The organism is Romboutsia sp. (assembly GCF_056995035.1).
In genome coordinates, this window is record NZ_JBXKIW010000047.1 from 16,126 (window position 1) to 37,717 (window position 21,592).

At 27.3% G+C, this 21,592-nt stretch carries 23 protein-coding genes, 1 pseudogene and 1 riboswitch; of the genes and pseudogenes, 4 read left to right on the forward strand and 20 right to left on the reverse strand.

The window, feature by feature from the left end; translation table 11 throughout:
* Positions 1 to 111: 111 nt before the first annotated feature.
* The 8 genes from AC11VW_RS06360 to AC11VW_RS06395 all read right to left on the reverse strand — a co-directional run bounded on the left by AC11VW_RS06360 (position 112) and on the right by AC11VW_RS06395 (position 7,559).
* A complete protein-coding gene (locus tag AC11VW_RS06360; protein ID WP_484300559.1) occupies positions 112 to 1,029 on the reverse strand; it encodes a DUF11 domain-containing protein in 918 nt (305 codons plus the stop codon).
* Between the two features lie 48 nt (positions 1,030 to 1,077).
* Positions 1,078 to 1,584, reverse strand: a complete 507-nt coding sequence (locus AC11VW_RS06365; protein ID WP_484300560.1) for a hypothetical protein — start codon at positions 1,582 to 1,584, stop codon at positions 1,078 to 1,080.
* A gap of 15 nt (positions 1,585 to 1,599) precedes the next feature.
* On the reverse strand, positions 1,600 to 1,728 hold the full coding sequence (locus AC11VW_RS06370) for a hypothetical protein (protein WP_484300561.1): 129 nt from the start codon (positions 1,726 to 1,728) through the stop codon (positions 1,600 to 1,602).
* Positions 1,729 to 1,984: 256 nt separating this feature from the next.
* On the reverse strand, positions 1,985 to 2,734 hold the full coding sequence (gene nagB, locus AC11VW_RS06375) for a glucosamine-6-phosphate deaminase (protein ID WP_484300562.1): 750 nt from the start codon (positions 2,732 to 2,734) through the stop codon (positions 1,985 to 1,987).
* A gap of 15 nt (positions 2,735 to 2,749) precedes the next feature.
* Entirely contained in the window at positions 2,750 to 3,886 is a 1,137-nt protein-coding gene (nagA, locus tag AC11VW_RS06380) for an N-acetylglucosamine-6-phosphate deacetylase (RefSeq protein WP_484300563.1), read from the reverse strand.
* A 15-nt stretch (positions 3,887 to 3,901) separates the two neighbouring features.
* Positions 3,902 to 4,636, reverse strand: coding sequence for a GntR family transcriptional regulator (locus AC11VW_RS06385; RefSeq protein ID WP_484300564.1), 735 nt, complete (start codon positions 4,634 to 4,636; stop codon positions 3,902 to 3,904).
* Between the two features lie 373 nt (positions 4,637 to 5,009).
* Positions 5,010 to 6,173 carry an AI-2E family transporter gene (locus tag AC11VW_RS06390; protein WP_484300565.1) on the reverse strand — a complete coding sequence of 388 codons (1,164 nt, stop codon included), beginning with the start codon at positions 6,171 to 6,173 and terminating at the stop codon, positions 5,010 to 5,012.
* Positions 6,174 to 6,395: 222 nt separating this feature from the next.
* The gene (locus tag AC11VW_RS06395; RefSeq protein ID WP_484300566.1) at positions 6,396 to 7,559 is read right to left on the reverse strand and encodes an AI-2E family transporter; all 1,164 of its coding nucleotides are present in this window, start codon (positions 7,557 to 7,559) and stop codon (positions 6,396 to 6,398) included.
* Between the two features lie 442 nt (positions 7,560 to 8,001).
* On the opposite strand from AC11VW_RS06395, the gene AC11VW_RS06400 reads away from it, so the two are divergent.
* A complete protein-coding gene (locus tag AC11VW_RS06400) occupies positions 8,002 to 8,952 on the forward strand; it encodes a collagen-like domain-containing protein (protein ID WP_484300567.1) in 951 nt (316 codons plus the stop codon).
* Positions 8,953 to 9,026: 74 nt separating this feature from the next.
* Here AC11VW_RS06400 and thiE read toward each other — a convergent pair whose 3' ends face one another.
* The 5 genes from thiE to AC11VW_RS06425 all read right to left on the reverse strand — a co-directional run bounded on the left by thiE (position 9,027) and on the right by AC11VW_RS06425 (position 13,021).
* Positions 9,027 to 9,656, reverse strand: a complete 630-nt coding sequence (gene thiE, locus AC11VW_RS06405; protein WP_484300568.1) for a thiamine phosphate synthase — start codon at positions 9,654 to 9,656, stop codon at positions 9,027 to 9,029.
* A gap of 16 nt (positions 9,657 to 9,672) precedes the next feature.
* The gene (gene thiD, locus AC11VW_RS06410) at positions 9,673 to 10,470 is read right to left on the reverse strand and encodes a bifunctional hydroxymethylpyrimidine kinase/phosphomethylpyrimidine kinase (RefSeq protein ID WP_484300569.1); all 798 of its coding nucleotides are present in this window, start codon (positions 10,468 to 10,470) and stop codon (positions 9,673 to 9,675) included.
* A 100-nt stretch (positions 10,471 to 10,570) separates the two neighbouring features.
* Positions 10,571 to 10,665: riboswitch (TPP riboswitch) on the reverse strand.
* Positions 10,666 to 10,725: 60 nt separating this feature from the next.
* Positions 10,726 to 11,262 (reverse strand): serine O-acetyltransferase EpsC, encoded by a 537-nt coding sequence (epsC, locus tag AC11VW_RS06415; protein ID WP_484300570.1) that lies wholly within the window; start codon positions 11,260 to 11,262, stop codon positions 10,726 to 10,728.
* A gap of 40 nt (positions 11,263 to 11,302) precedes the next feature.
* The gene (gene cysK / locus AC11VW_RS06420) at positions 11,303 to 12,202 is read right to left on the reverse strand and encodes a cysteine synthase A (RefSeq protein ID WP_484300571.1); all 900 of its coding nucleotides are present in this window, start codon (positions 12,200 to 12,202) and stop codon (positions 11,303 to 11,305) included.
* Between the two features lie 210 nt (positions 12,203 to 12,412).
* Positions 12,413 to 13,021, reverse strand: coding sequence for an NUDIX hydrolase (locus AC11VW_RS06425; RefSeq protein WP_484300572.1), 609 nt, complete (start codon positions 13,019 to 13,021; stop codon positions 12,413 to 12,415).
* Between the two features lie 234 nt (positions 13,022 to 13,255).
* On the opposite strand from AC11VW_RS06425, the gene AC11VW_RS06430 reads away from it, so the two are divergent.
* Positions 13,256 to 13,513, forward strand: coding sequence for a DUF1294 domain-containing protein (locus AC11VW_RS06430; protein WP_484300573.1), 258 nt, complete (start codon positions 13,256 to 13,258; stop codon positions 13,511 to 13,513).
* Between the two features lie 168 nt (positions 13,514 to 13,681).
* Here the strand turns inward: AC11VW_RS06430 and AC11VW_RS06435 are convergent, their stop codons facing one another.
* From AC11VW_RS06435 to AC11VW_RS06465, 7 genes are all read right to left on the reverse strand, one after another.
* The gene (locus tag AC11VW_RS06435; protein WP_484300574.1) at positions 13,682 to 14,662 is read right to left on the reverse strand and encodes a polysaccharide deacetylase family protein; all 981 of its coding nucleotides are present in this window, start codon (positions 14,660 to 14,662) and stop codon (positions 13,682 to 13,684) included.
* Between the two features lie 171 nt (positions 14,663 to 14,833).
* Entirely contained in the window at positions 14,834 to 16,153 is a 1,320-nt protein-coding gene (locus tag AC11VW_RS06440) for an NCS2 family permease (RefSeq protein WP_484300575.1), read from the reverse strand.
* A 132-nt stretch (positions 16,154 to 16,285) separates the two neighbouring features.
* A complete protein-coding gene (locus AC11VW_RS06445; protein WP_484300576.1) occupies positions 16,286 to 16,666 on the reverse strand; it encodes a hypothetical protein in 381 nt (126 codons plus the stop codon).
* Positions 16,667 to 16,796: 130 nt separating this feature from the next.
* Positions 16,797 to 17,582: a tyrosine-protein phosphatase gene (locus AC11VW_RS06450; protein WP_484300577.1), complete on the reverse strand. Its 786-nt coding sequence runs from the start codon at positions 17,580 to 17,582 to the stop codon at positions 16,797 to 16,799.
* 49 nt (positions 17,583 to 17,631) lie between these two features.
* On the reverse strand, positions 17,632 to 18,069 hold the full coding sequence (locus AC11VW_RS06455; RefSeq protein ID WP_484300578.1) for a COG2426 family protein: 438 nt from the start codon (positions 18,067 to 18,069) through the stop codon (positions 17,632 to 17,634).
* Positions 18,070 to 18,294: 225 nt separating this feature from the next.
* Positions 18,295 to 19,206 carry an LCP family protein gene (locus AC11VW_RS06460; RefSeq protein ID WP_484300579.1) on the reverse strand — a complete coding sequence of 304 codons (912 nt, stop codon included), beginning with the start codon at positions 19,204 to 19,206 and terminating at the stop codon, positions 18,295 to 18,297.
* A gap of 136 nt (positions 19,207 to 19,342) precedes the next feature.
* Entirely contained in the window at positions 19,343 to 19,678 is a 336-nt protein-coding gene (locus tag AC11VW_RS06465) for a hypothetical protein (RefSeq protein ID WP_484300580.1), read from the reverse strand.
* A gap of 182 nt (positions 19,679 to 19,860) precedes the next feature.
* Here AC11VW_RS06465 and AC11VW_RS06470 point away from each other — a divergent pair, with 182 nt between their 5' ends.
* Complete coding sequence (locus AC11VW_RS06470) at positions 19,861 to 20,427, forward strand: hypothetical protein (RefSeq protein WP_484300581.1); 567 nt, start codon at positions 19,861 to 19,863, stop codon at positions 20,425 to 20,427.
* A 965-nt stretch (positions 20,428 to 21,392) separates the two neighbouring features.
* A pseudogene (locus AC11VW_RS06475) lies at positions 21,393 to 21,592 on the forward strand (glycosyltransferase); the annotation flags it as partial.

A 21,592-nucleotide genomic window follows, 5' to 3' on the forward strand; every position in this document is an offset into this window, starting at 1 on the left:
AATATATAATATTAAAATTTATTTATTTAGTTCTTAATATTTATATTTTTTTAGTTTGATTTTGAATTTAATCTAAAAACCATCGATTGTATAGTACAACCGATGGTTTTCTTAAAAAAATAATAGTAAATTAGCACTTGTAAATATTGTGTTTTTATCTAATAAGTTCACTGATACATATTCAATTTTCATTTTTATTTGATTTTCATTACAGTATGTTATTGCACAAGGAACTATCATATAACTTGAGAATCCAAATTCCTTTTTTATTCTCTTTATATTATTTCCTTTATTTTTGTTTGTTTTATTTTTAAAATCTGATTTATAGGATATTTCATATTCTATAATTCCAATTACTACAAGTGTGCATATATTTGTTTTATTACTTCTGTATAAAATATTTGTAGGAGTATTTGCCACTTTTAATTTTATTATTTTTACATTAACTTCAAAATCTATTATATTAAAAATACCTTTTCTTACTTTTATACTATTGTTTACTGATAATTGCTTAAATACTTTATTTTCAAATTCTGTATATACTTCATCGCTTTGTATAGGTAGTTTAATCGGAAGTTTTTCTACATTATAAATATAATCATGTTCTACAATACAATAATTTTTTATAATTCCACAAAAGCATTGGGGCAAAACTATAACTTTAAAACTTATATTTACACTATTTCTTGGTTCAATATCACATATATAAAATCCTTTTTCTAGAGTTATGCATCTTTTTTTTATATTATTTATCTTTACTGAGTTTTCTATAAATCTTGTTCCTTTAAAAATCTTATCTTTAAAAAATATATTTGTTACTATAAAATCACTTACATTAGATATAACTACTGTATATGTCAATATATCAAAAGCATATGTATGCATTTTATCTACAATCTTATCTATTTTTAATATGTTCTTTACAATATCTGTTGAAACAACATTACTTGAAATAGTCTTAACTACTAAAGGGCTTTTAGGTGATAGTCTATACTGAAAATCCACCCTACATTCATTGACGACTCTCATTATATCACCTTTTTCTATTTACACCTTTTAATACAATATAGATTTTTCTTAGTACTCATCTAGATACTGAATTAACATTGTTACACTCGCTAATAATTGCTTTGTACTTAGCTTAACAACTGTAACATCCTCTATGTAATACCTCAAATCAATTTTTTTTGTATTGCAAATATCTTTAGGAATTACTATATATGTACTAAATGGTATATTAACATTAACTATGTCTTTTTTTATTAAGTTTTTATTTTTTTTTTGTTTAATACCATAACTTAGTATCAAACTCATATTTATGTTACCTACTATAATCAGATTTTTGCCACTTAAATGTTGACCTTCTAAAGAAGTTCCTTTCATTGTTTCTATTATTTTTGTTTCTATTATTTTTGTTGAATCTACTTCTATATTTGGAGTTGTATTTTCTATATTATAAATATGTAGTTTTTTATTATTTATATGTATATTTTGATATACATTGAATTGTTTAAAATATTTTAAGGGACTTAATTCTTCAATACAAGATAAATTACAAATCATTTTGTCTATGTTAACTTCCATATTTCACTTCTCCTTTCATAGTATATCTTTATTGTACTTTGTATAAACCGGTTCAAGTTCGTTATAATTATTTATCTCTGAAAATACTTGCTTTTTTATATTATATTCTAATAGCGTTGCTGATATATTCCCTTTTTCACTCAAACTCCCACTTATTAACAAATGCTTTTTTAGATATATTTTAAAATAAATTAATACAAAACATAATATCTATGGCTCTTATATTATGTTTTGCATTAATTAATGGTAGTGGAGGATGAGACCCGTATATGAGAAGACATTCAAAGGAACAAATACTAGACTTGTTATTTCTGAAGCAAAATTCATAGTCCAATATTGCTTTTTAACATTTATTAATGTTAAAGCTGAAGCTTCATAAAGTATGTTTATATACATTAACTTAAGCTATTTTATAATCTTCTTTTTTAAGAAATTTTGCTGCTGCTTTATCTAATATAAAAACTGTATCATTATGGAATTGAAGAATTGAAGCTGGTACTTCTGGTACTACTTTCCCATAAATTGTATTGTATATTGCTTCTGCTTTATTTTCTCCGCATGCTAAAAGCATTATTTTTTTACTTTTAAATATAGATCCTACACCCATAGTTACTGCCTTTTGAGGTACATCATTTATATTGTCGAAAAATCTCGAATTTGCTTGTATCGTTGATTCATCTAATTCTACTAAATGAGTTCCTTTTTCAAAGTTCATAGTTGGTTCATTAAATCCTATATGTGCATTATTTCCTATACCAAGTACTTGAATATCGATTCCTCCCGATTCTTTTATAGCATCATCATATCTAGAACATTCTGCTTCTATATCTTCTGCCATCCCATTTGGTATATTTACATTTTCTGTATTTATATTTATATGATTAAATAAATTTTCGTACATAAAGTGATAATAACTTTCCTCGTTTGTTCTTGGTAAATTATAATACTCATCTAAATTAAAAGTTTTTACTTCTGAGAAATCTATATTTCTTTCCTTATTCATTTGTATAAGGTTTTTGTACATTCCTATAGGAGTACTTCCTGTTGCTAGCCCTAACACAGAGTTTGGTTTAAGCGTTACTTGACTTAAAATCATTTGAGCTGCTTTTTTGCATACTTCTTCATAATTTTCACAAACTATTATTCTCATATTTTCACCTTCAATTTAAATTATTTTGTTAAATACTTCTTTGCCTTCTACTATTGTAAGATAACAATTCATATCTTTATCAAACAATGAAATATCTGCATCCTTTCCTATATCTAAACTTCCTTTTCTATTTTCTATATTTATAGATTTTGCAGGATTTAATGATGCTAAACATATTGCTTCATATAACTTTAAGTTAGTATTTCCGAGGAAATTATAGACTGCTTTGTTTAAATTAAGTACACTTCCTGCAAGAGTTCCATTTTCTAGTCTCGCACTATTTTCTTTTACATATACTACTTGTCCACCTAGTTCATATTCTCCATCTTCCATACATCCAGCTCTCATACTATCTGTAACTAAAATCACTTTATCCTTACCTTTGTTATTTAATACAAATTGGAATATGTCCTTATTTACATGTATTTTATCTGCTATTAACTCACAATATACATCACTCATTAATGCTGCCCCCACAACTCCTGGATCTCTATGATTCAAAGGAGACATTGCATTAAATAAATGTGTTATATTTGATGCACCATGTTCTATAGCTGCTTTTGCATTTTCATATGTTAAATTACTATGACATATTGACAGTATTATATTTGTATGTCTTTTTATATACTTTGTAAATTCAAAGTCCTTATCTATTTCTGGCGCATAAGAAATTATTTTTATTATATCTGTATAATCTTTTATAAACTCAAAGTTTGGCTCTATTATAAACTTTGAATTTTGAGCACCTTTGTAACTTACATTTATGAAAGGCCCTTCCATATGAGCTCCTAAAATTTTAGCTCCACAACTCTTAGTTCTCATAGCTTCTTTTATTGTTTCAAAGGATTTATATATCTTTTCTTTGTCCATAGCCATTGTAGTGGGTAAAAAAGATGTTACACCATTTTCAATTATACTATTACTCATGGTATTTATAGCTTCTACAGATCCATCCATTGTATCTGCTCCTTTGCTACCATGAATATGTATATCTATAAGACCAGGAGAAATATACATTCCTTTTGCATCTATTACTTCACAGTTTTTAGGTACTGTATCGCAGATATCTATTATTTTTTTATCAAAAACTAATACTTTATTTTCTAGAATACAATCTTTTTGTATTATCTTTCCATTTATAATTACTTTCATATTTTATCTCATCACCTAGTCTGTTAATATAATTTGATATTGATGTTTATCGCTAGTAAATATAGATATTGTGTACTCTAAAATTTCATTATCTTGGGTATACACTACTCTATCAAATTTTAGAGCTAATGAATTAACCTTTTGTTTTAAAATATTTGCATCAGATTTATTTAGCTTTGTAGGGTCTATAGTTTGAACTGCTTTTTGGGTTTTATAATTGTATCTTTCTCTAAAAAGTGTATATAAAGAATTTTCTTCTACCAATTTTTCGTTCAAATCAAAGCACATTTTCTGTGGTACATAAACTGTTTCTAGTGCAAAAGGTTCGTCTTCAATAATTCTAAGCCTTTTAATCTTAAATATAAGTTCATTTTCATCCTCTATATTTAATTTTCCCCTTACATTTTCATTCTGAGTTTTAAGTTCAAAGCTTAATATTTTATTTTTCACACTAAGTCCTTTTTCATTCATAACTTCTGTAAAACCTTTTAAGTTTTGGAACTTATGTTTTTGCTTTTTATATGCTACAAACGTACCTTTTCCTTGTTTTCTTTCTAATAATCCTTCATTTACAAGGCTTAAAATTGCTTTATTTACTGTCATTCTGCTTATATTTTGAAGCTTACACAATTCTCTTTCTGGCATTAAGTATGTTCCTTCTACTAATTCCTTGTTTATAATCATATTCTTAATTATTTGAGATAACTGAACATGAAGAGGTATCTCTATATCTTTATCTACTATTTTCATATATTCACCATTTCTATTTTATAATTTCCAATTGGTATATACCATTCGGTCTATACCAATATATTACCTGCAATAGTTTTCCCTGTCAATGCTTTTTTTATAAATAGAGTTTATTGATTAATTTTTTAAATATTTATCATATGATATAGCTATAAATCAACATAAGTATAGTAAACAGCATGACTATAAAAAAGTCTTCAATTGAAAATTTATAAGGAAGACTTTTTTGAAGCACATATACGAAATTATATTTATTGATAGGTTTAAAATGAATATAATTTCCTATGTGCTATAAAAAATAATAGGAATATATAATTTTCTATAATTATATATTCCTATTATTAATTTTAAATATTTAACTTTTTATATAAATTTACATATATTCGTCAGTTTCTATTGGTAATTCTTTTTTCCATAACTTAGCTTCTACAATCTCTTTTACTACTGAGTAAATTATAGCAAATGTTGGGACACCTACAATCATTCCAACAAATCCAAATGATTCTTCGGCAACTAATACCGAAAACAATATCCAAAAAGGAGCTATTCCTATAGATTCTCCTAATATTTTAGGTCCTATAATATTACTATCTATTTGTTGAATAACAAGCATTATTACTGCGAACCATAACGCTTGTATTGGAGAAACACATAGTATGATTATAAATGATGGTATCGCTCCAAAAATTGGACCAAAAAATGGTATAATATTACTTACACCTATTATTACAGCTATAAGTGTAGTATATGGCATTTTAAATATTGTTAATACAACAAATGTTAAAATCCCAATTATAAATACATTTATAATTTTACCACTTATAAAGTGACCAAATGTATCATTACTTCTATGTGTTAATTTAATTACTATTTCTGCATGCTTTTTAGATAATAAAGCATATGTAATCTTTTTATTTAAAGCATAGAATTTTTCTTTATCTATTAATAAATAAATTGATATTATTAGCCCTAATAATATATTCCATATACTTGATGCTATATTTTTAAGGATATCTCCTAATACTGGAACTAAATTAGTTATTACTTCAATTATATAATTTACAAATTCCTTCCATTTATTAATCGCTAATCCTAAATATTCATTATTTGTATCTATGTTTACTGTTAATTCATTTACTAATTTAGTTACATTTATTACATATGTTGGTATGTCATTTACTAGTCCCATCATACTATATATCAATTGTGGAAGTATAAACTGAACAAATAAGTATAGTATTGTAAAGGCTGTTATATATGTAAGTAAAATACTTATTGCTCTTTTACCTTTTTTATTCATATTTTTAATTGAATCAAATACTAAAACTTTTTCTTCGAAAAATACCAATATAAAGTTTAATAGATATGCTATAACAAATCCTATTATAAAAGGTTGTAATATTTCCAGTATCCAACTTATTATTTCTGTAAATGCACTCATTTTATCCATTATACTGTAAAAAATTATGCTACAACATATTATTATAAATGAGTATATTGCTATTGTTGTATCTCTTTTATTCCATTCTACTTTCATACTTCCTCCCCATTTTCCTATGCTTCTATCTTTCAATTATAACCTTTTTTCTTCCTTTGGTGTCATTATTATTTTACAAAGTGAAGATTATTATATCTGTTTTTATCCGTATTCACAAATACCTTTGCAATTTTTTTAATATAAAAAATACGAGGAATATATAATTTTCTATAATTATATATTCCTCGTATTAATTTTAAATATTTAACTTTTTATATAAATTTACATATATTCGTCAGTTTCTCTTGGTAATCCCTTTTTGATTAACTTAGCTTCTATGATATCTTTTATTACTGAGTAAATTATAGCAAATAATGGAACACCTATAATCATTCCAACAAGTCCTAATAACTTTCCTGCTACTAGTAGCGAGAATAATATCCAAAAAGCTGATATTCCTATAGAGTCCCCTAATATCTTAGGTCCTATAATATTACCATCTAATTGTTGTATAACAAATATTATAAGTAAAAACCATAATGCTTGTATTGGTGATACAAACATTATTATTATAAACGATGGTACCGCTCCAAAGAATGGTCCAAAGAATGGTATAATATTAGTTATACCTATTATTACAGATATAAGTATAGTGTATGGCATTTTAAATACTGTTAATATAATAAATGTTAATACACCTATTATAGCTGAATCTATAATTTTACCACTTATAAACTTACCAAATGTATCATTACTCCTATGTGTTAATTCCACTGCTATTTCTGCATGTTTTTTAGATAATAAGCCATATGTAATTTTTTTACTTAAAGCACAGAAGTTTTCTTTATCTATTAATAAATAAATCGATATTACTAACCCTAATACTATATTCCATATACTTGATGCTATGTTTTTAAGTACATCTCCTAATACTGGAACTAAATTAGTTACTACTTCAATTGTGTAATTTACAAAGTCATTCCACTTACTAATAGCTAATCCTAAATATGCATTATCTGTATCTATGTTTGCTGTTAATTCGTTTAATAATTCAGTTACATTTGTTATATATGTTGGTATGTCATTTCCTAGCCCTGATATACTATCTACCACTTGTGGAAGTACAAACTTAATAAATGCAGATAGTATTATAAAGGCTGTTATATATGTAAGTAAAATACTTATCCCTCTTTTACCTTTTTTACTAATATTTTTAATTGAATCAAATACTAAAACTTTTTCTTCAAAAAATACCATTATAAAATTTAATAGATAAGCTATTACAAATCCTATTACAAAAGGTTGTAATGTTGACATTATCCAATTTATTTTATCTGTAAATGCACTCATTTTATCCATTATATTATAGAAAACTATACTACAACATATTAATATAAATGAATAAACTGCTATTGTTGTATATCTTTTATTCCAATCTACTTTCATATTTCCTCCCTATTTTTACATAACTCTATCTTTCAATTATAACCTTTTTTGTTGCTTTAATGTCATTATTTTTTAATTACTTTAATTTTTATATATACTTATATTTGTAAAAGTAATATATCATATATATTTTACTTTGTCATTACATTTCGATATTAGTATATTTAACTTTTTATTCATATTAGATTTGCTAGATTTTAGCATAACAATAAGATTGTATAAGACTTATTTTATTATCATACAAGCTTGTTTTTATTTAATTATTTTTTATTAAAACACATTACTATAAAATCAATATCTGCATATTTATTGATTTGATATACAATATCTAAATTTAATCCTTTATTTTGCTATTTAGTGTCCCATTTTTACTATTTTAATCATATATCTATACTATGTAGTGATACTACTAATTAAAATATTTAACATGGAGTGGTAGAGTATGTATAAAGACTGTAAGAGTAAAGACAATAACTTCAATAAAGATCACTATTGTAATATACCTAAATACTGTGATTGTGCTGAGCAGCATATGAAACCTAAAAAAGAAAAGTGTAAAGATACGCATAAGAATATGCAATCTATGTTTGTATGTCCAATAGACTTATGTGATTGTCAACTGTATAGTATATTATGTAACTGCATAGGCAAACTTGTTGGATTAAAGCTAACAGATAGTGATTGTATTTTAAGACTTCGTATTTGTAATGTAAATACTTGTGCTGTTATGGGGAAATCATCATCAGGAAAAGGTCCTATTTACGTAAAATTAAGTTCAATTCAATATGTGGATTTAGGAAAAGAAACTTATGTAAATCCACTATGTAATGTTGGTATGGGCTCAGTTGGAATGCCTGGAGCTATTGGACCAATGGGTCCTAAGGGTGACAAAGGGGATAAGGGGGACATGGGTCTTCAAGGTCTTCCAGGTTCTAAAGGCGATAAAGGAGACATGGGTCTTCAAGGTCCTGCTGGCATAGCTGGTGCTAAAGGCGATATGGGTCCTCAAGGTCTTACTGGCATAGCTGGTGCCAAAGGTGATATGGGTCCTCAAGGTCCTGCTGGCATAGCTGGTGCTAAAGGCGATATGGGTCCTATGGGTCCTGCTGGTCCTAAAGGTGATATGGGTCCTCAAGGTCCTGCTGGTACTGCTAATGGTAAAGGAATCAAAGGAGATAAAGGCGATATGGGTCCTCAAGGTCTTCAAGGTCTTCAAGGTCTTCAAGGTCTTCAAGGTCCTAAGGGTGATAAAGGGGACATGGGTCCTGCTGGTCCTAAGGGTGATAAAGGCGATAAAGGCGACATGGGTCCTGCTGGTCCTCAAGGTCCTGAATCTAAGCCTACTATTAAAGAAAAATATATGCCACCAAAAAAAGTTCCTTATAAAGGTTAATTCTAATTTTTATATACAAAAAAGGAAGCCCCCTATGCTTCCTTTTTTGTATTTCAATTTTATATTTATTTAAATTAATCTATTTTTTCAATCCATTTTTTACTTTCTAAGCGTATATCTTCTTTTTTGAGAATTGCTGAAACTACTGCATATCCATCAGTTTCTAATTCTTTCAAATCCTCTAAATTATTTAAATCAATTCCGCCTATTAAAACTATTGGAATATCAACTTCTGACTTTATTTCCCTTACTGTATCAAATGATACTGATTTTGCATCTAATTTAGTAGAAGTATTATACATAGCACCTACACCTATGTAATCAACACCATCTTCTTTAGCCTTTTGAGCTTCTTTTAAATCTCTAGCAGAAACACCTAGTATCTTTCCTTTTCCTATTAACATTCTAACTGATTTTGCATCTATATCACTTTGTCCTACATGAACTCCATCAGCATCACAAAGCATTGCAATATCTACTCTATCATTTATTATAAAACTAACATTATATTTTTTAGTTAACTCTCTTAACTTCATAGCCTTTTCTAAAAATTCACTACCAGATGCATTTTTTTCTCTTAACTGCACCATAGTAACTCCGCCTTTTATAGCCTCTTCTATACATTTATAAAAGTCCCTGTTTTTTAATATTTCACTATCTGTTACTAAGTATAGCTTTAATTGTTCTTTTATATTATTTTTCATGAATTTCCCCTCTATTTTATTTATCAAATTTATAAAAATGATGAACTGGTCCTACCCCGTGACCTATATCAAAACTATTTTTTATAGCTTCTGTTATATAAATTTTACTAAGTGCAACTGCTCCTTTTATCTCATATCCTAATGCTAGATGAGAAGCTATTGCAGAAGATATAGTACATCCTGTTCCATGAGTATTTTTTCTGTCTAATCTTTTACTTTCATAAACTTCAAACACATCTTTTCCAATTAGTAAATCTATAGCATCTCCATCTAAATGCCCCCCCTTCATTAATACATATTTTGGTCCCATTTGTAGTATTTTTTCCCCTGCCATACGCATCTCTTCTAAAGTATCTATCTTCATACCTGTTATAGCTTCTGCCTCTGGCACATTTGGAGTTATTATGTATGCCATTGGTATTAAATGTTTTATCATATTTGCTTTAGCTTCTGGTCTAAGTAAGCTAAATCCACTCTTTGATATCATAACTGGATCTACTACTAAGTTTTCTGGTTTGTATTTTTTTAAAGTATTTGCTATTTCTAATATTATTTCTGGACTTGATACCATACCTATTTTTACAGCCTTTGGTCTTATATCATCAAATACTACTTCTATTTGTTTTTTTATTATACTTTGGCTTAACTCTTCTACTTCAAATACTCCTTGTGTATTTTGTGCTGTTATTGCTGTTATCACACTCATTCCATAAGTTCCTATGGCACTAAATGTTTTTAAATCAGCTTGTACACCAGCTCCTCCACTGCAATCTGACCCTGCTATTGTAAGTGTTGGTATTTTGTAATTTCTCATAGTTGCCCCCTTAATTGTATTATATAAAATTTGCGCTAATCAAAAAGCCATACCTGATTTAGGTATGGCTTGATTACACTTATAAATATATTATATATTCAAATTCATGTATAAGCTTTCCTACGCTGGCATTATCCAGATCCGGTATAAGGGTCAGTAAATCCTCTCAGCCTTTTGGCTCCCCTAGCTATTTTCATTTATAATTTTTTATTTACAAGTTAATTATAGTACTTTTTATTTTATTGTCAATCATTGTTACATTTTATTCCCTTTTAATCTAACTACATTTGCAGCTACTCCAACTACTGTAGCTCCATCTGGTACATCTTTTATAACTACTGCATTAGCTCCAACTTTTGAATTAGAACCTATGTTAATAGGGCCTAGTATCTTTGCCCCCGCCCCTATTATTACATCATTTCCAACAGTTGGATGTCTTTTTCCACTATCTTTACCAGTGCCTCCTAATGTGCTTCCATGGTAAATTGTTACTCTATCTCCAACTTCTGCAGTTTCTCCAATTACAACTCCCATTCCATGATCTATTAATATACTTTCTCCTAGCTTTGCTCCTGGATGTATTTCAATTCCTGTTAAAAACCTTGCTATTTGAGATATAAGCCTTGCAGTAAAAAAACGCTTATGATTATATAAAAAATGCGATACCATATGAATTAATCTAGCGTGAATAGATGGATATAGTAAAAATACCTCTATTTTACTTGTTGCTGCTGGATCATTTTCCATTATATATTCTATATCTTTATTTATTTTTCTAAACAATTTTATCATCCCCTTAATTTACCTTATGCCTTTTAATTAAATCAATTTATTATTTGAAAATATCCATAGATATATATTTTTCAATACCATCTGGTGCTATTGTAACGATCTTTTTATCAGGATACATTTTACCTAGTTTTAAAGCACCAAAAACATTAGCTCCTGAAGATATACCAACTAATATAGATTCTTTATCCGCCATTAATCTAACCCCTTGAAAAGCTTCTTCATCGTCTATTGTCATTACTTCATCTACTAAATTAGCATCATAGTTTTTAGGAATAAATCCTGCTCCTATACCCTGAATCTTATGAGGTCCACTTTGTCCATTAGATATAACTGGAGAATTTTTAGGCTCTAGGGCTACTATTTTTATATTAGGATTTTTCTCTTTTAAATATCTTGCCACCCCACTTAAAGTCCCCCCTGTACCTACACCACAAACAAATATATCTAAATCACTTACTGCGTTTAATATTTCAACCCCTGTAGTTTGATAATGACCCTTTGGATTATCTTCATTATCAAATTGCTTTAAACTTTTGTAATTATTATTTTCATTTAAAAGTTCTTCTGCTTTTTTTATAGAACCGCTCATTCCAAGCTTTCCATCAGTTAAAATAAGCTTTGCTCCATAGGCTTTCATAAGCTCTCTTCTTTCTATACTCATAGTCTCTGGCATTACTATTATTACTTCATATCCTTTTAATTTTCCTATCATAGCTAATGCTATTCCAGTATTTCCACTAGTTGCTTCTACTAGTACATCACCTTTTTTAAGCATATCTCTTTTTTCAAGTCCATCTATCATAAAATAAACCGCTCTATCTTTTACACTTCCAGCTGGATTATATTTTTCTAATTTTACATAAATATTAGAGTTCCCTATATTGTTTAACCTAACCATAGGTGTATTACCTATCATGCTTAGTATGCTTTCATTAACCATATTATCGTCCCCCTTGTTTTGTTATCATAATGATAATTATAAGTCTATTATATTATTATCATTATGATAATGCAACATAAAAATATTTTTTATTTAAAAAATATTTATTTACTGTTTATATCAAATAATTTTTTCAATAAAAATATACTAGGTCTTGATTAAAGATATCCTAGTATATTTTCATATAATTTTTTAGTTATATTATTTTTTTTAATTGAACAACTTATCTCCTAGATTAGCAAACATCTGAAGCATTAAATAAGATTTTATATCTATAATATCTTCTCCTTTTAATATCTCTTTTGCTTGGTCTTGAGATATTAATAAAGCTTCTATATCTTCATCATCTTCTAAAAACTCCTTACTTAACTTTCCATCACATAAACAATATACAAATGCAACAGATTCATCAGTCATACCAGGAGATAAATAAACTTTATCCCTACTATTTATTTTATTAATTTCTATAAGATCTAAACCTGTTTCTTCCTTTAATTCTCTTGCCACTGTTTTTTGAATATCTTCATCATTGTCTACAAGACCTGCAGGAAGTTCATATATATAATTGTTTATAGGAACTCTAAACTGTTTTATTAAAACTAATTTATTTTCACTTTTATGAATCGCTGCAATTACTACAGCATCTATTTTATCTTCCTTACCTTGTAAATAAATTTCTTTTAATTCTTTTTCATTTTTTCTTGAAGCTACTGTCCAATGTCTATCATCATTATTTTTATTTTTATATTTCACATCATATAATCCCACAAATTTAGTTTCTACTAAAGGTTTTATATCTTTTATTTTTGAATTTTTCATAATTAATACCCCTTTTCTATATCAAATAAATCACACTCTATTAGTTTTTATTATAACAATAAATCTTTTTTTTATATAGCAGGAAATTATATTTATAATTTACAACTTCTAATCTTTGAGCAACGTGCCTGTGTTCTAGGCCGTTGGCGACATGAGCGAAGCGAATTTTTTATCATTATTTTAAAATCTATGATATAGTTAAATAAATAATTAAAGTATTTATTAGGAGGTAATATGGAAAATTTATTATTAGCTTATTTATTGATTATTAATATAATCTGTTTTATATGTATGTTTATTGATAAGCAAAGAGCAATAAAACATAAGTGGAGAATTAGTGAATATACTCTTATCTTTTTAGCTGCTGTAGGAGGAAGCTTAGGTATCTTATCTGGAATGTATACTTTTAGACATAAAACTAAAAAATCAAAATTTAAAATTGGAATACCATTTATAATTTTTATTCAATTTTTACTCTTAGTATTACTTTAAATAAAAGTAATATTTTGTACTTTTTTATGTTTTATATTATCAATTATTTAGTTTATAACAATAATTTTAAATGTTGTTAGTAAATATAAAAAGATATTAAAAAAAGCTCCTTTATGATTTTTAAGGAACTTCTTTTTTTTGATATTATATTTAATTTATATATTATTCCTAAGCTAATGTTTTAAACGCATATCCATTATCTTTAAAGTATTGTATTATTTGTGGTAATGCTTTAGCTGTTTCTTCTTTTCCATAAGTATCATGCATTAATACAACTACCATTTCTTTTCCTTCTGATGTGCTTTTAACATGTTCAAATAGTTGATCAGCATTTTTCTTTTGACCTTCTGCGTCTGCATTTAATGCATTCCAGTCTATAGATGCTATATTATTTTCATTTAAATGAGTATCTAATACATCCATACCATTCCATGACATATGCCCTCCTGGACATCTTATAACTCTTGTTGAGAAATATGGTCCTAATATATCTGTTAATATATAATCTGTTTTTTGGAAATCAGTAGTAAAGTTCTTTAGATTTAGAGTTCTATTTGGATATAAATATTTATAATCGTGGCTATATGAGTGGTTTGCTATAGCATTTCCTTCATCAAAAGTTCTTTTTATAAGTTCTTTTGCTTTTTCTCCGCCTTTTTCTGTATTTTTACCAGCTATGAAAAACGTTGCATTAACTTCATTTGCCTTTAATGTATCTAATATTTGAGGAGTAACTGTTGTTGATGACCCGTCATCAAATGTTAAAAATACAATTTTTTCTCCATTATTTGAGTAATCATAATTATTTAATTTCTCAGCTACTTTTAAAGCATCATAAGAATTTTTCTTTCCTTCGTGGTTAACTCCGACCATTCTCTTTTTAGCTTCTTCTTCTTCCTTACGTTTCTTCTCCGCCGCTAATCTTTCAGCTTCTGCCTGTTGTTGCATTGCTATCTTTTCTTCTTTTTTATCTTCTATATACGATGTAGTCGCTCCGACTACCTTCCCGCACATAAGCACTATTACTGAAAATGCAACAATTGTTAACAAAATTTTTTTATTATTAACTTTTTGTTTTTTGTTATTAAATCTAAAGTTTATTTTACTTTTTTTATTAGATCCAAAGTTTATTTTACTTTTTTTTGCCATAATAAGTCCCCCTTTTTTGCATAATCTTGTCGTTTTCTGCCCTATAATTATTATATTACTTTAAAAATAAATGTCCAGTGAATAAAATTTACAATTTTGTATCCAAACTAAATATGTATCTTCTACGTCAAAAAAGTAGCGACTATATATTATAATCACTACCTTTTTACATTAATGAGTTATACCCATAGATATATTCATAATAAAACTCAATATAAACAGTCCCGTAAGAACGTACATTGGCACAGAAACTTCTTTTCCTTTGCCTGATGCAACTTTTAAAACTGTATAAACTATAAATCCTATTGATATACCATTTACTATATTATAAGTAAGAGGTATTAAAGTAACTATAAAAATTACAGCTACTGTATCTATTAAATCACCTTTCTTTAAATCAAAGAAGGTTTGTATCATTAAAAATCCTATGAATATAAGCACCCCACTTATAACACCATTTGGTATTAATTTAAGAAGTGGTATTAAAAATAATGATAATAAGAATAATATTCCCGATGTAAATGCAGCTACTTTACCTTTAGCGCCAGCACTTATTCCTGAGAAATTCTCAGCTGCAACAATAGTTGGGCTTGTTCCAAACATGCCTGCTATCATATTTGATATTCCTGCTATTTTAAATGGCTTTTGGAACTCATCACTTCTATCTATAGCTTCCATTTGTCCATATAAAATACCCATGTTTTCAAATACAATAACTATTGTTATAGAAAACACTGCTACTATAAATGGTATAGATAAGATATTTTTAAATGACATTGCTAAAAATACATCACTAAAAGCTTTAATATTAAAAGAAGTAAAATCTAAATCACTTAGACTAGTAACTCCCATAAATAAAGCAAGTACTGTACCTACAATTATGCTTATAAGTAAATTACCACTTACATTTCTAACATTCAATATTAAAATAATCAACAGTGTAATTATACTTAATATTGTTTCTTTATTTGTGATATCACCAAGTGATACCATAGTATTTTCATTAGCTACTACAAGTCCACTTTTTTGTAGACCGATAAATAGTATAAAAAATCCTACTCCTACAGTTATAGCATGCTTTAAATTACTTGGAATCGACTTCATAAGTATAGGAGTTATCTTAGTACTTGCAATTATTGTAAATATTATACCACTTACAAATACTGCTCCTAAGGCATCTTGCCAGGCAAGTCCCATTGAATTTACTATTGTATAAGTAAATAATGAATTGATCCCCATTCCTGGTACTATTATGAATGGTGTGTTTGAAAATAGCCCCATAAGTATAGTTGATATGCTACATGTAAATATAGTTGCAATCATTGCCGCATCTGCACTAATTCCTGCATCTGATAATATCAGTGCATTGGTCATTATAATGTACACACTCGCTATAAACGTAGTTAATCCTCCTAATACTTCGGTTTTAAAATTGTTTTGAAGTGTTTTTTCTTTTGTGTTACTAAATTTGTTGTATAATCTTTCGTCCATCCTTTTTCCTCTTGAAAATATATCCCTCGCCCACCCGCATAAATAATGCTTCTATATCTTATCATTTTTTTAGGTATAAGTCTATATTCTTAAGTCATTAATTCGACTTTTTGTTGCAAAATTTACCAATTACTAGTCTAGTATAAAATTTTGCAGTTGTCTAAATAATTGTGCGTCTTCTTCTATTATATTAATTACTTCATCATTTGCTTTTATGAAGAAATATCCATTTTCATCTTCATCTTCTTTTAATTCAAAGTATATGTCTTCTTTTATTATGTCTTCTTTCTCTTTTTTGAATAGTTCATTTAGGTGGTCTAGGTTTTGTTCATATAATATTTTTTCTAATATGGTAGCTCCAGATACTTTAGTTGCCGCTACCATATATACTGCTAGTTCTTCAATATATGAAATTAATAATTCACCATTCAGATGGTTTTGTATAAACTTTTTTAGTTTGTTATTTTTATTGTTTATAGGATATAATTCTCTTAGTAATTCTTCAAATTTCATAGTAACTCTCCTTCTCTATGTATTTAATAATGTTTATGCAGTTATAGGAATTAAAATACATAAAAAATCTATAGAAATAGGTATATTTAAATTAACCCTAAATTATATAGCTTTCCTTACTAAAAAATAATTACTTTCTTTTAAATAATTTTGATAAAAAGCTTCTTTTATGAGCACTTTCTACTAATGTTTCTATAAAATTTATATCTTCATTATTTATAACGCTACTAGGATTATCTAAAAATAATCTATTAGCTCTATCCTCACCATATTTTTTAGAAACATATTCATAAGCTTCCTTAATGAAAGGTCTTCTTCTATCAGATCCATGAGCATCGGTACCTATAAAATGAACTCTATTATGTTTTAACAGTACATCACAACTCTTATTGCATTCACTTGGACCTTTTCCTAACACACTAGATGCATTAACCTGAATAAGTGCGCCCTCTTTTATAGCTTCTTGTATAAGTTTTGGATTATCTTGAATTTCCTGATATCTTTCAACGTGAGCAAGTATTGGTATATATCCTCTTATCTTTAACTCATATACTACATCACATAAGTTTTTAGGAAATTTAGTAGGCGCAAATTCTATTAATATGTACTTACTATTATTTAAAGTATAAAATTCTTTTTTATCCATATACTCTAATAAATTATCACTATAATAAAGTTCATTACCAATTAAAACTTCTATATCTATATTACTTTCCTTTAATACCTTATTAAAATTTACTAATTCTTGTAAAAGTTTTTCTCCTACTATATAATCAAAATCCGGATGATAATGTGAAGTATTTATTATTGTTTTAATTCCTTCACTTTGAGCAATTCTTGCCATTTCTAAAGAATCATTTAAATCCTTTGATCCATCATCAACTCCAGGTAGTATATGACAATGTATGTCTATCATTTATTTAACTCCTCCATATCGTGTAATAAAAAAAGTCTTGAAATAATTACTATATAATGTGTAATGACAATGCCAAAACTAAAATTCCTGCAATAGCATTACCTAAAAATATACCAATAAGAGCATCCTTAATTCTCATTTGAAATAATGATGCAATAGCCGCAGCGCTCCAAGACCCTGTGGTTGGAAGTGGAACCCCTACAAACAATATAATTCCTATAATACTAAAAGCTTTTAACTTCTTTGCCCTTGCATGGATTTTTTTATCTATAAAATCTATCAACTTTACAAATAATTTATTTTTTTTGCAAAACTCTATTATATATCTAAAGGTTAATATAATAGGAATAGCAACAAAAGTCGAACCTATAAGACATGCTATATATAAATAAACAGGATTAAGACCCTTAGCAATCCCTAGGGGTATGGCTCCTCTTAACTCAATTATCGGAATCATTGAAAAAAACATTAACTCAATATACTCCAAAATATTATACCTCCCGTCTATTGGTATCATTTTAATAAATAATTTATTTATGATATAACACCATTATAACATATTCATAATTATTTCACTCTACTCAAAACAACTACAGCCTCTACTCTAGCTGTTTTTCCTTTAGGATTCCAATATACCCCTTTTTTTACATTTTAGAAACAAAAATAATCTTTAGGGAATAAAATATTCCTTAAAGATTATTATATACATATCTTAATCATTCACATCTTTCTTATAATTTTCATAATCAAATATAAACTTATTCAATTGCTCTTTGTTATAATCTTTATCCCATTCAATGACCCAACCTTTTTCCTTACTTACAATATGACCTTCTCTGTGTCCCTCAAGTGGGAATTCAATTTGATCAAAATTACTATCCTTTATCTTTATAACTTTATTAGCCAAACCAACAATCTCAATAGGACTTATATTAGTCTTAGTATAAGCTAAAATACTATTACCAACATCCATAAAATCAGAAGAGAAGCTTTCTAGCAACTTATTATAAGAAGCCTCTATAACAGTTCTTTGTCTATTATCTCTTTGATAAGCACTATCAGCATATCTTATTCTACTATAAGCCAAAGCTTGCTTACCATTGAGAGTTTGCTTGCCAACACTACTCACACCAGGTATATGACTAACTTCTCTATCTATTACATCAATTTCTACGCCACCAATAATATCTATAATCTTAGCAAAAGACTCAAAACTAACCACTGCATACTTATCAATATGTATTCCAAAGTTATCACTTATAGTTTTAAGTAATAAACTAGGACCCTCATAAGCATATGCATGAGTTAACTTTTCTGTACTATAACCTGGTATATCTACATATGTATCTCTAGCTAATGAAGTTAATCTTATATCATTATTCTTAGAATCTATAGTAAGTATCATCATAGCATCAGATCTATTTCCCTTATCAATATAATTACCATCTACACCTGCTAAAAGTATATTAGTTACTCCATTTATTTCTTTTACACTTTCTATTTTTTTTGCTTCATCTTTATCATATATAGAGTTTAGCTTAAAATAAAAATAACCAAATCCCCCTAGTGGTATAGCTACTAGTAGTACTAACAACCCTATAAATACCTTTTTAAATTTGCTCATATTCTCCTCCACACTTAAAGTAATCATCTCTAAATAATATAATTTATTAAATCTTTAAATTATATTTTAGCATATATTTCTGTAAAATAATATGAAAAAGGGCATACTGTTTATCACAATACGCCCTTATTACGTGCTATTCTTGATAATTTGAAAGTGTAGTATTAGCTGATTGTAATGCGCTATTTACTGAATCAAGCGTAGTTTGTATTTTTTGTCTATTTTCCGGTTTTTCTACCGAGCTTAATGCTTGATTTAAAGAATTTTGACAATTTTGAAGTTGGTTACACACATCTTGAACTTGTTGTCTTGCATTATTACCTTGCATACTTAGCATTTCTTGCATATTTTGCATACTTGTCATTCCTTGATTGATTTGCATGTTTGGCATTTCTTGTATACCTTGTAGATTTGCCATTCCTTCATTACTTTTCATGTTTGGCATTGCATTATTATTTTCCATATGTGTCATTTGTTTACCTCCATATATTTTTAATACTTAACTTAACAAGCCTATTATATGCTGTTAAACAAAAAAGATACTTAGATAAATAGTAAATATAAGCTGCCTATATTATATTTTTAGTCTCTGCAATGAATCAATGTTATTCTGGTGGATATACTAAACATATATACTAAAATTGAGGTGACATCATGAGAAAAAGAAGATATTTTCAAAATCACTATAAATACGATAAAAGTCATAATACTTATTTAATCAAAGTATCTCTTGATGATTATGATGATGTATATGATGATTGGGATCCTTCACCTTTTAAGAAAAGAGATATTGAGGATGAATTTAATGACTTTGTAGTAAATTCGTCAGAGGATATACCTTTGAATTTCAATATCGAAATTGTTCTTTATTTACCAGAATCTAAAAAAGACCCTAAAAAAGAATTAGCTTTACTATCAGCTTACAAAAATCATTATAGTTATGCAATGGAAAGGCTTGTAAAGAAAAAATTAAATCTTCACAAAAAAACTTTATTGTATTTATTTTTTTCTATTTCGTTTCTAAGCATAGGTTATTTCTTTATTAAAGATACTCAAAGCCTATTTCTTAATGTTTTACATGAAGGAATATTTATAGGCGGATGGGTGTTTTTATGGGAATTTTTCACAAATATTTTTATAACTACAAGAGAAATACAAGTAGAATATATGATGTATAAAAGGTTATATCAGTCTGAAGTTAATTTCATTTATAACAAGTAATAGGCTGATACAACTTAATTTTATAGAAAATCTCCGTTACTTATAGTACTGTTTATTACTATATTTTCAGCAAAATCTTTTGCAATTATAGGTAATGGATGATTCCAACTCCAATGCCCAACCTTTGCCATCCGGTGAATCCTCTTTAGTATCAATACCCAGGAAAAGTTTAGATCCTTTCTCGTGATATATGTGTTTAATTTTCGGTATCATTTCTTGTGGATCAGAATATAAAAAAAATTTACTTTTCTTAATTAAATTAAATTCATTAACTAAACTTATTAGGCTTAACAGATAGTCTAAGTGAATTATCTATAAATATCCTGCATATGCTTTACTGAAGAGGCTACTATTATTTGTATTTAATTTAAATTTATTAACATATTATATACGTTTTAAAGGAGTTTACTTTTTATGAATAAAAAAGATAATCTAAAACTATCAATATTAACAGCAACATCATTAAGCGGATTAATATTAATTCTGCTATTTATGTGCTATAAGCTGATAGTATCAATAGTACATACCTTTGTATATCTAGTAGGTTTATCAACAATACTACTAGTTATATTATTTTATCTAGGCATAGTAATATTTTGCATCTCGAAGCTATATAAGCGCTACAAATCCTGTAAGCGAAGTCAACTGTCTTCAAAAGAAACACTGAATATAATAACTAGAACTCAACTAATAATCATAATTGAACTAATAGTTCTTTACATATCATTATATTTCACTTTCTAATACCAACTGGCGTACTTAAATATGTAGCTATAATCAAGACAAACATTTACTAAAGAATTTAAAGAAAGCTGAATTTAGATATGACCCTGTCAAGGTTATTCATTTATAACGCCAAAAGGTTATGAAAAAGTCTGTGGTATAATACGAAAACTTATACTGCATATATACGCCTATCTTTGGAGAAAATAAATTTAATTAAAATCATAAAGGAGTATGTGACAATGAAAAAAATATCAAAAATTATTTTAGTATTTTTATTTTCCTCAATTTTATTTTTAGTACCATTTAAAATTCAGGCTATGGAAAATACAAACATTAAAGATATTTGCTATAACAAATCTATGGTTGATTTAAAAATGGATGAAAGAAAACTTTGGATTGACCATGTATTGTGGACTAGAAATTTTATTGTAAGTGATAT

Bases quoted from the DNA above. Each gene is read 5' to 3' on its own strand.
- AC11VW_RS06400 (WP_484300567.1), top strand. From the start codon at position 8,002: ATGTATAAAGACTGTAAGAGTAAAGACAATAACTTCAATAAAGATCAC.
- AC11VW_RS06460 (WP_484300579.1), bottom strand. From the start codon at position 19,206: ATGAGCAAATTTAAAAAGGTATTTATAGGGTTGTTAGTACTACTAGTA.
- AC11VW_RS06395 (WP_484300566.1), bottom strand. From the start codon at position 7,559: ATGAAAGTAGATTGGAATAAAAGATATACAACAATAGCAGTTTATTCA.
- thiD (WP_484300569.1), bottom strand. From the start codon at position 10,470: ATGAGAAATTACAAAATACCAACACTTACAATAGCAGGGTCAGATTGC.
- AC11VW_RS06385 (WP_484300564.1), bottom strand. From the start codon at position 4,636: ATGAAAATAGTAGATAAAGATATAGAGATACCTCTTCATGTTCAGTTA.
- AC11VW_RS06450 (WP_484300577.1), bottom strand. From the start codon at position 17,582: ATGATAGACATACATTGTCATATACTACCTGGAGTTGATGATGGATCA.
- AC11VW_RS06435 (WP_484300574.1), bottom strand. From the start codon at position 14,662: ATGGCAAAAAAAAGTAAAATAAACTTTGGATCTAATAAAAAAAGTAAA.
- AC11VW_RS06465 (WP_484300580.1), bottom strand. From the start codon at position 19,678: ATGACACATATGGAAAATAATAATGCAATGCCAAACATGAAAAGTAAT.
- AC11VW_RS06425 (WP_484300572.1), bottom strand. From the start codon at position 13,021: ATGAAAAATTCAAAAATAAAAGATATAAAACCTTTAGTAGAAACTAAA.
- nagB (WP_484300562.1), bottom strand. From the start codon at position 2,734: ATGAGAATAATAGTTTGTGAAAATTATGAAGAAGTATGCAAAAAAGCA.
- epsC (WP_484300570.1), bottom strand. From the start codon at position 11,262: ATGATAAAATTGTTTAGAAAAATAAATAAAGATATAGAATATATAATG.
- nagA (WP_484300563.1), bottom strand. From the start codon at position 3,886: ATGAAAGTAATTATAAATGGAAAGATAATACAAAAAGATTGTATTCTA.
- thiE (WP_484300568.1), bottom strand. From the start codon at position 9,656: ATGAAAAATAATATAAAAGAACAATTAAAGCTATACTTAGTAACAGAT.
- AC11VW_RS06445 (WP_484300576.1), bottom strand. From the start codon at position 16,666: ATGAAATTTGAAGAATTACTAAGAGAATTATATCCTATAAACAATAAA.
- AC11VW_RS06440 (WP_484300575.1), bottom strand. From the start codon at position 16,153: ATGGACGAAAGATTATACAACAAATTTAGTAACACAAAAGAAAAAACA.
- AC11VW_RS06390 (WP_484300565.1), bottom strand. From the start codon at position 6,173: ATGAAAGTAGAATGGAATAAAAGAGATACAACAATAGCAATATACTCA.
- AC11VW_RS06365 (WP_484300560.1), bottom strand. From the start codon at position 1,584: ATGGAAGTTAACATAGACAAAATGATTTGTAATTTATCTTGTATTGAA.
- AC11VW_RS06430 (WP_484300573.1), top strand. From the start codon at position 13,256: ATGGAAAATTTATTATTAGCTTATTTATTGATTATTAATATAATCTGT.
- AC11VW_RS06360 (WP_484300559.1), bottom strand. From the start codon at position 1,029: ATGAGAGTCGTCAATGAATGTAGGGTGGATTTTCAGTATAGACTATCA.
- cysK (WP_484300571.1), bottom strand. From the start codon at position 12,202: ATGGTTAATGAAAGCATACTAAGCATGATAGGTAATACACCTATGGTT.
- AC11VW_RS06470 (WP_484300581.1), top strand. From the start codon at position 19,861: ATGAGAAAAAGAAGATATTTTCAAAATCACTATAAATACGATAAAAGT.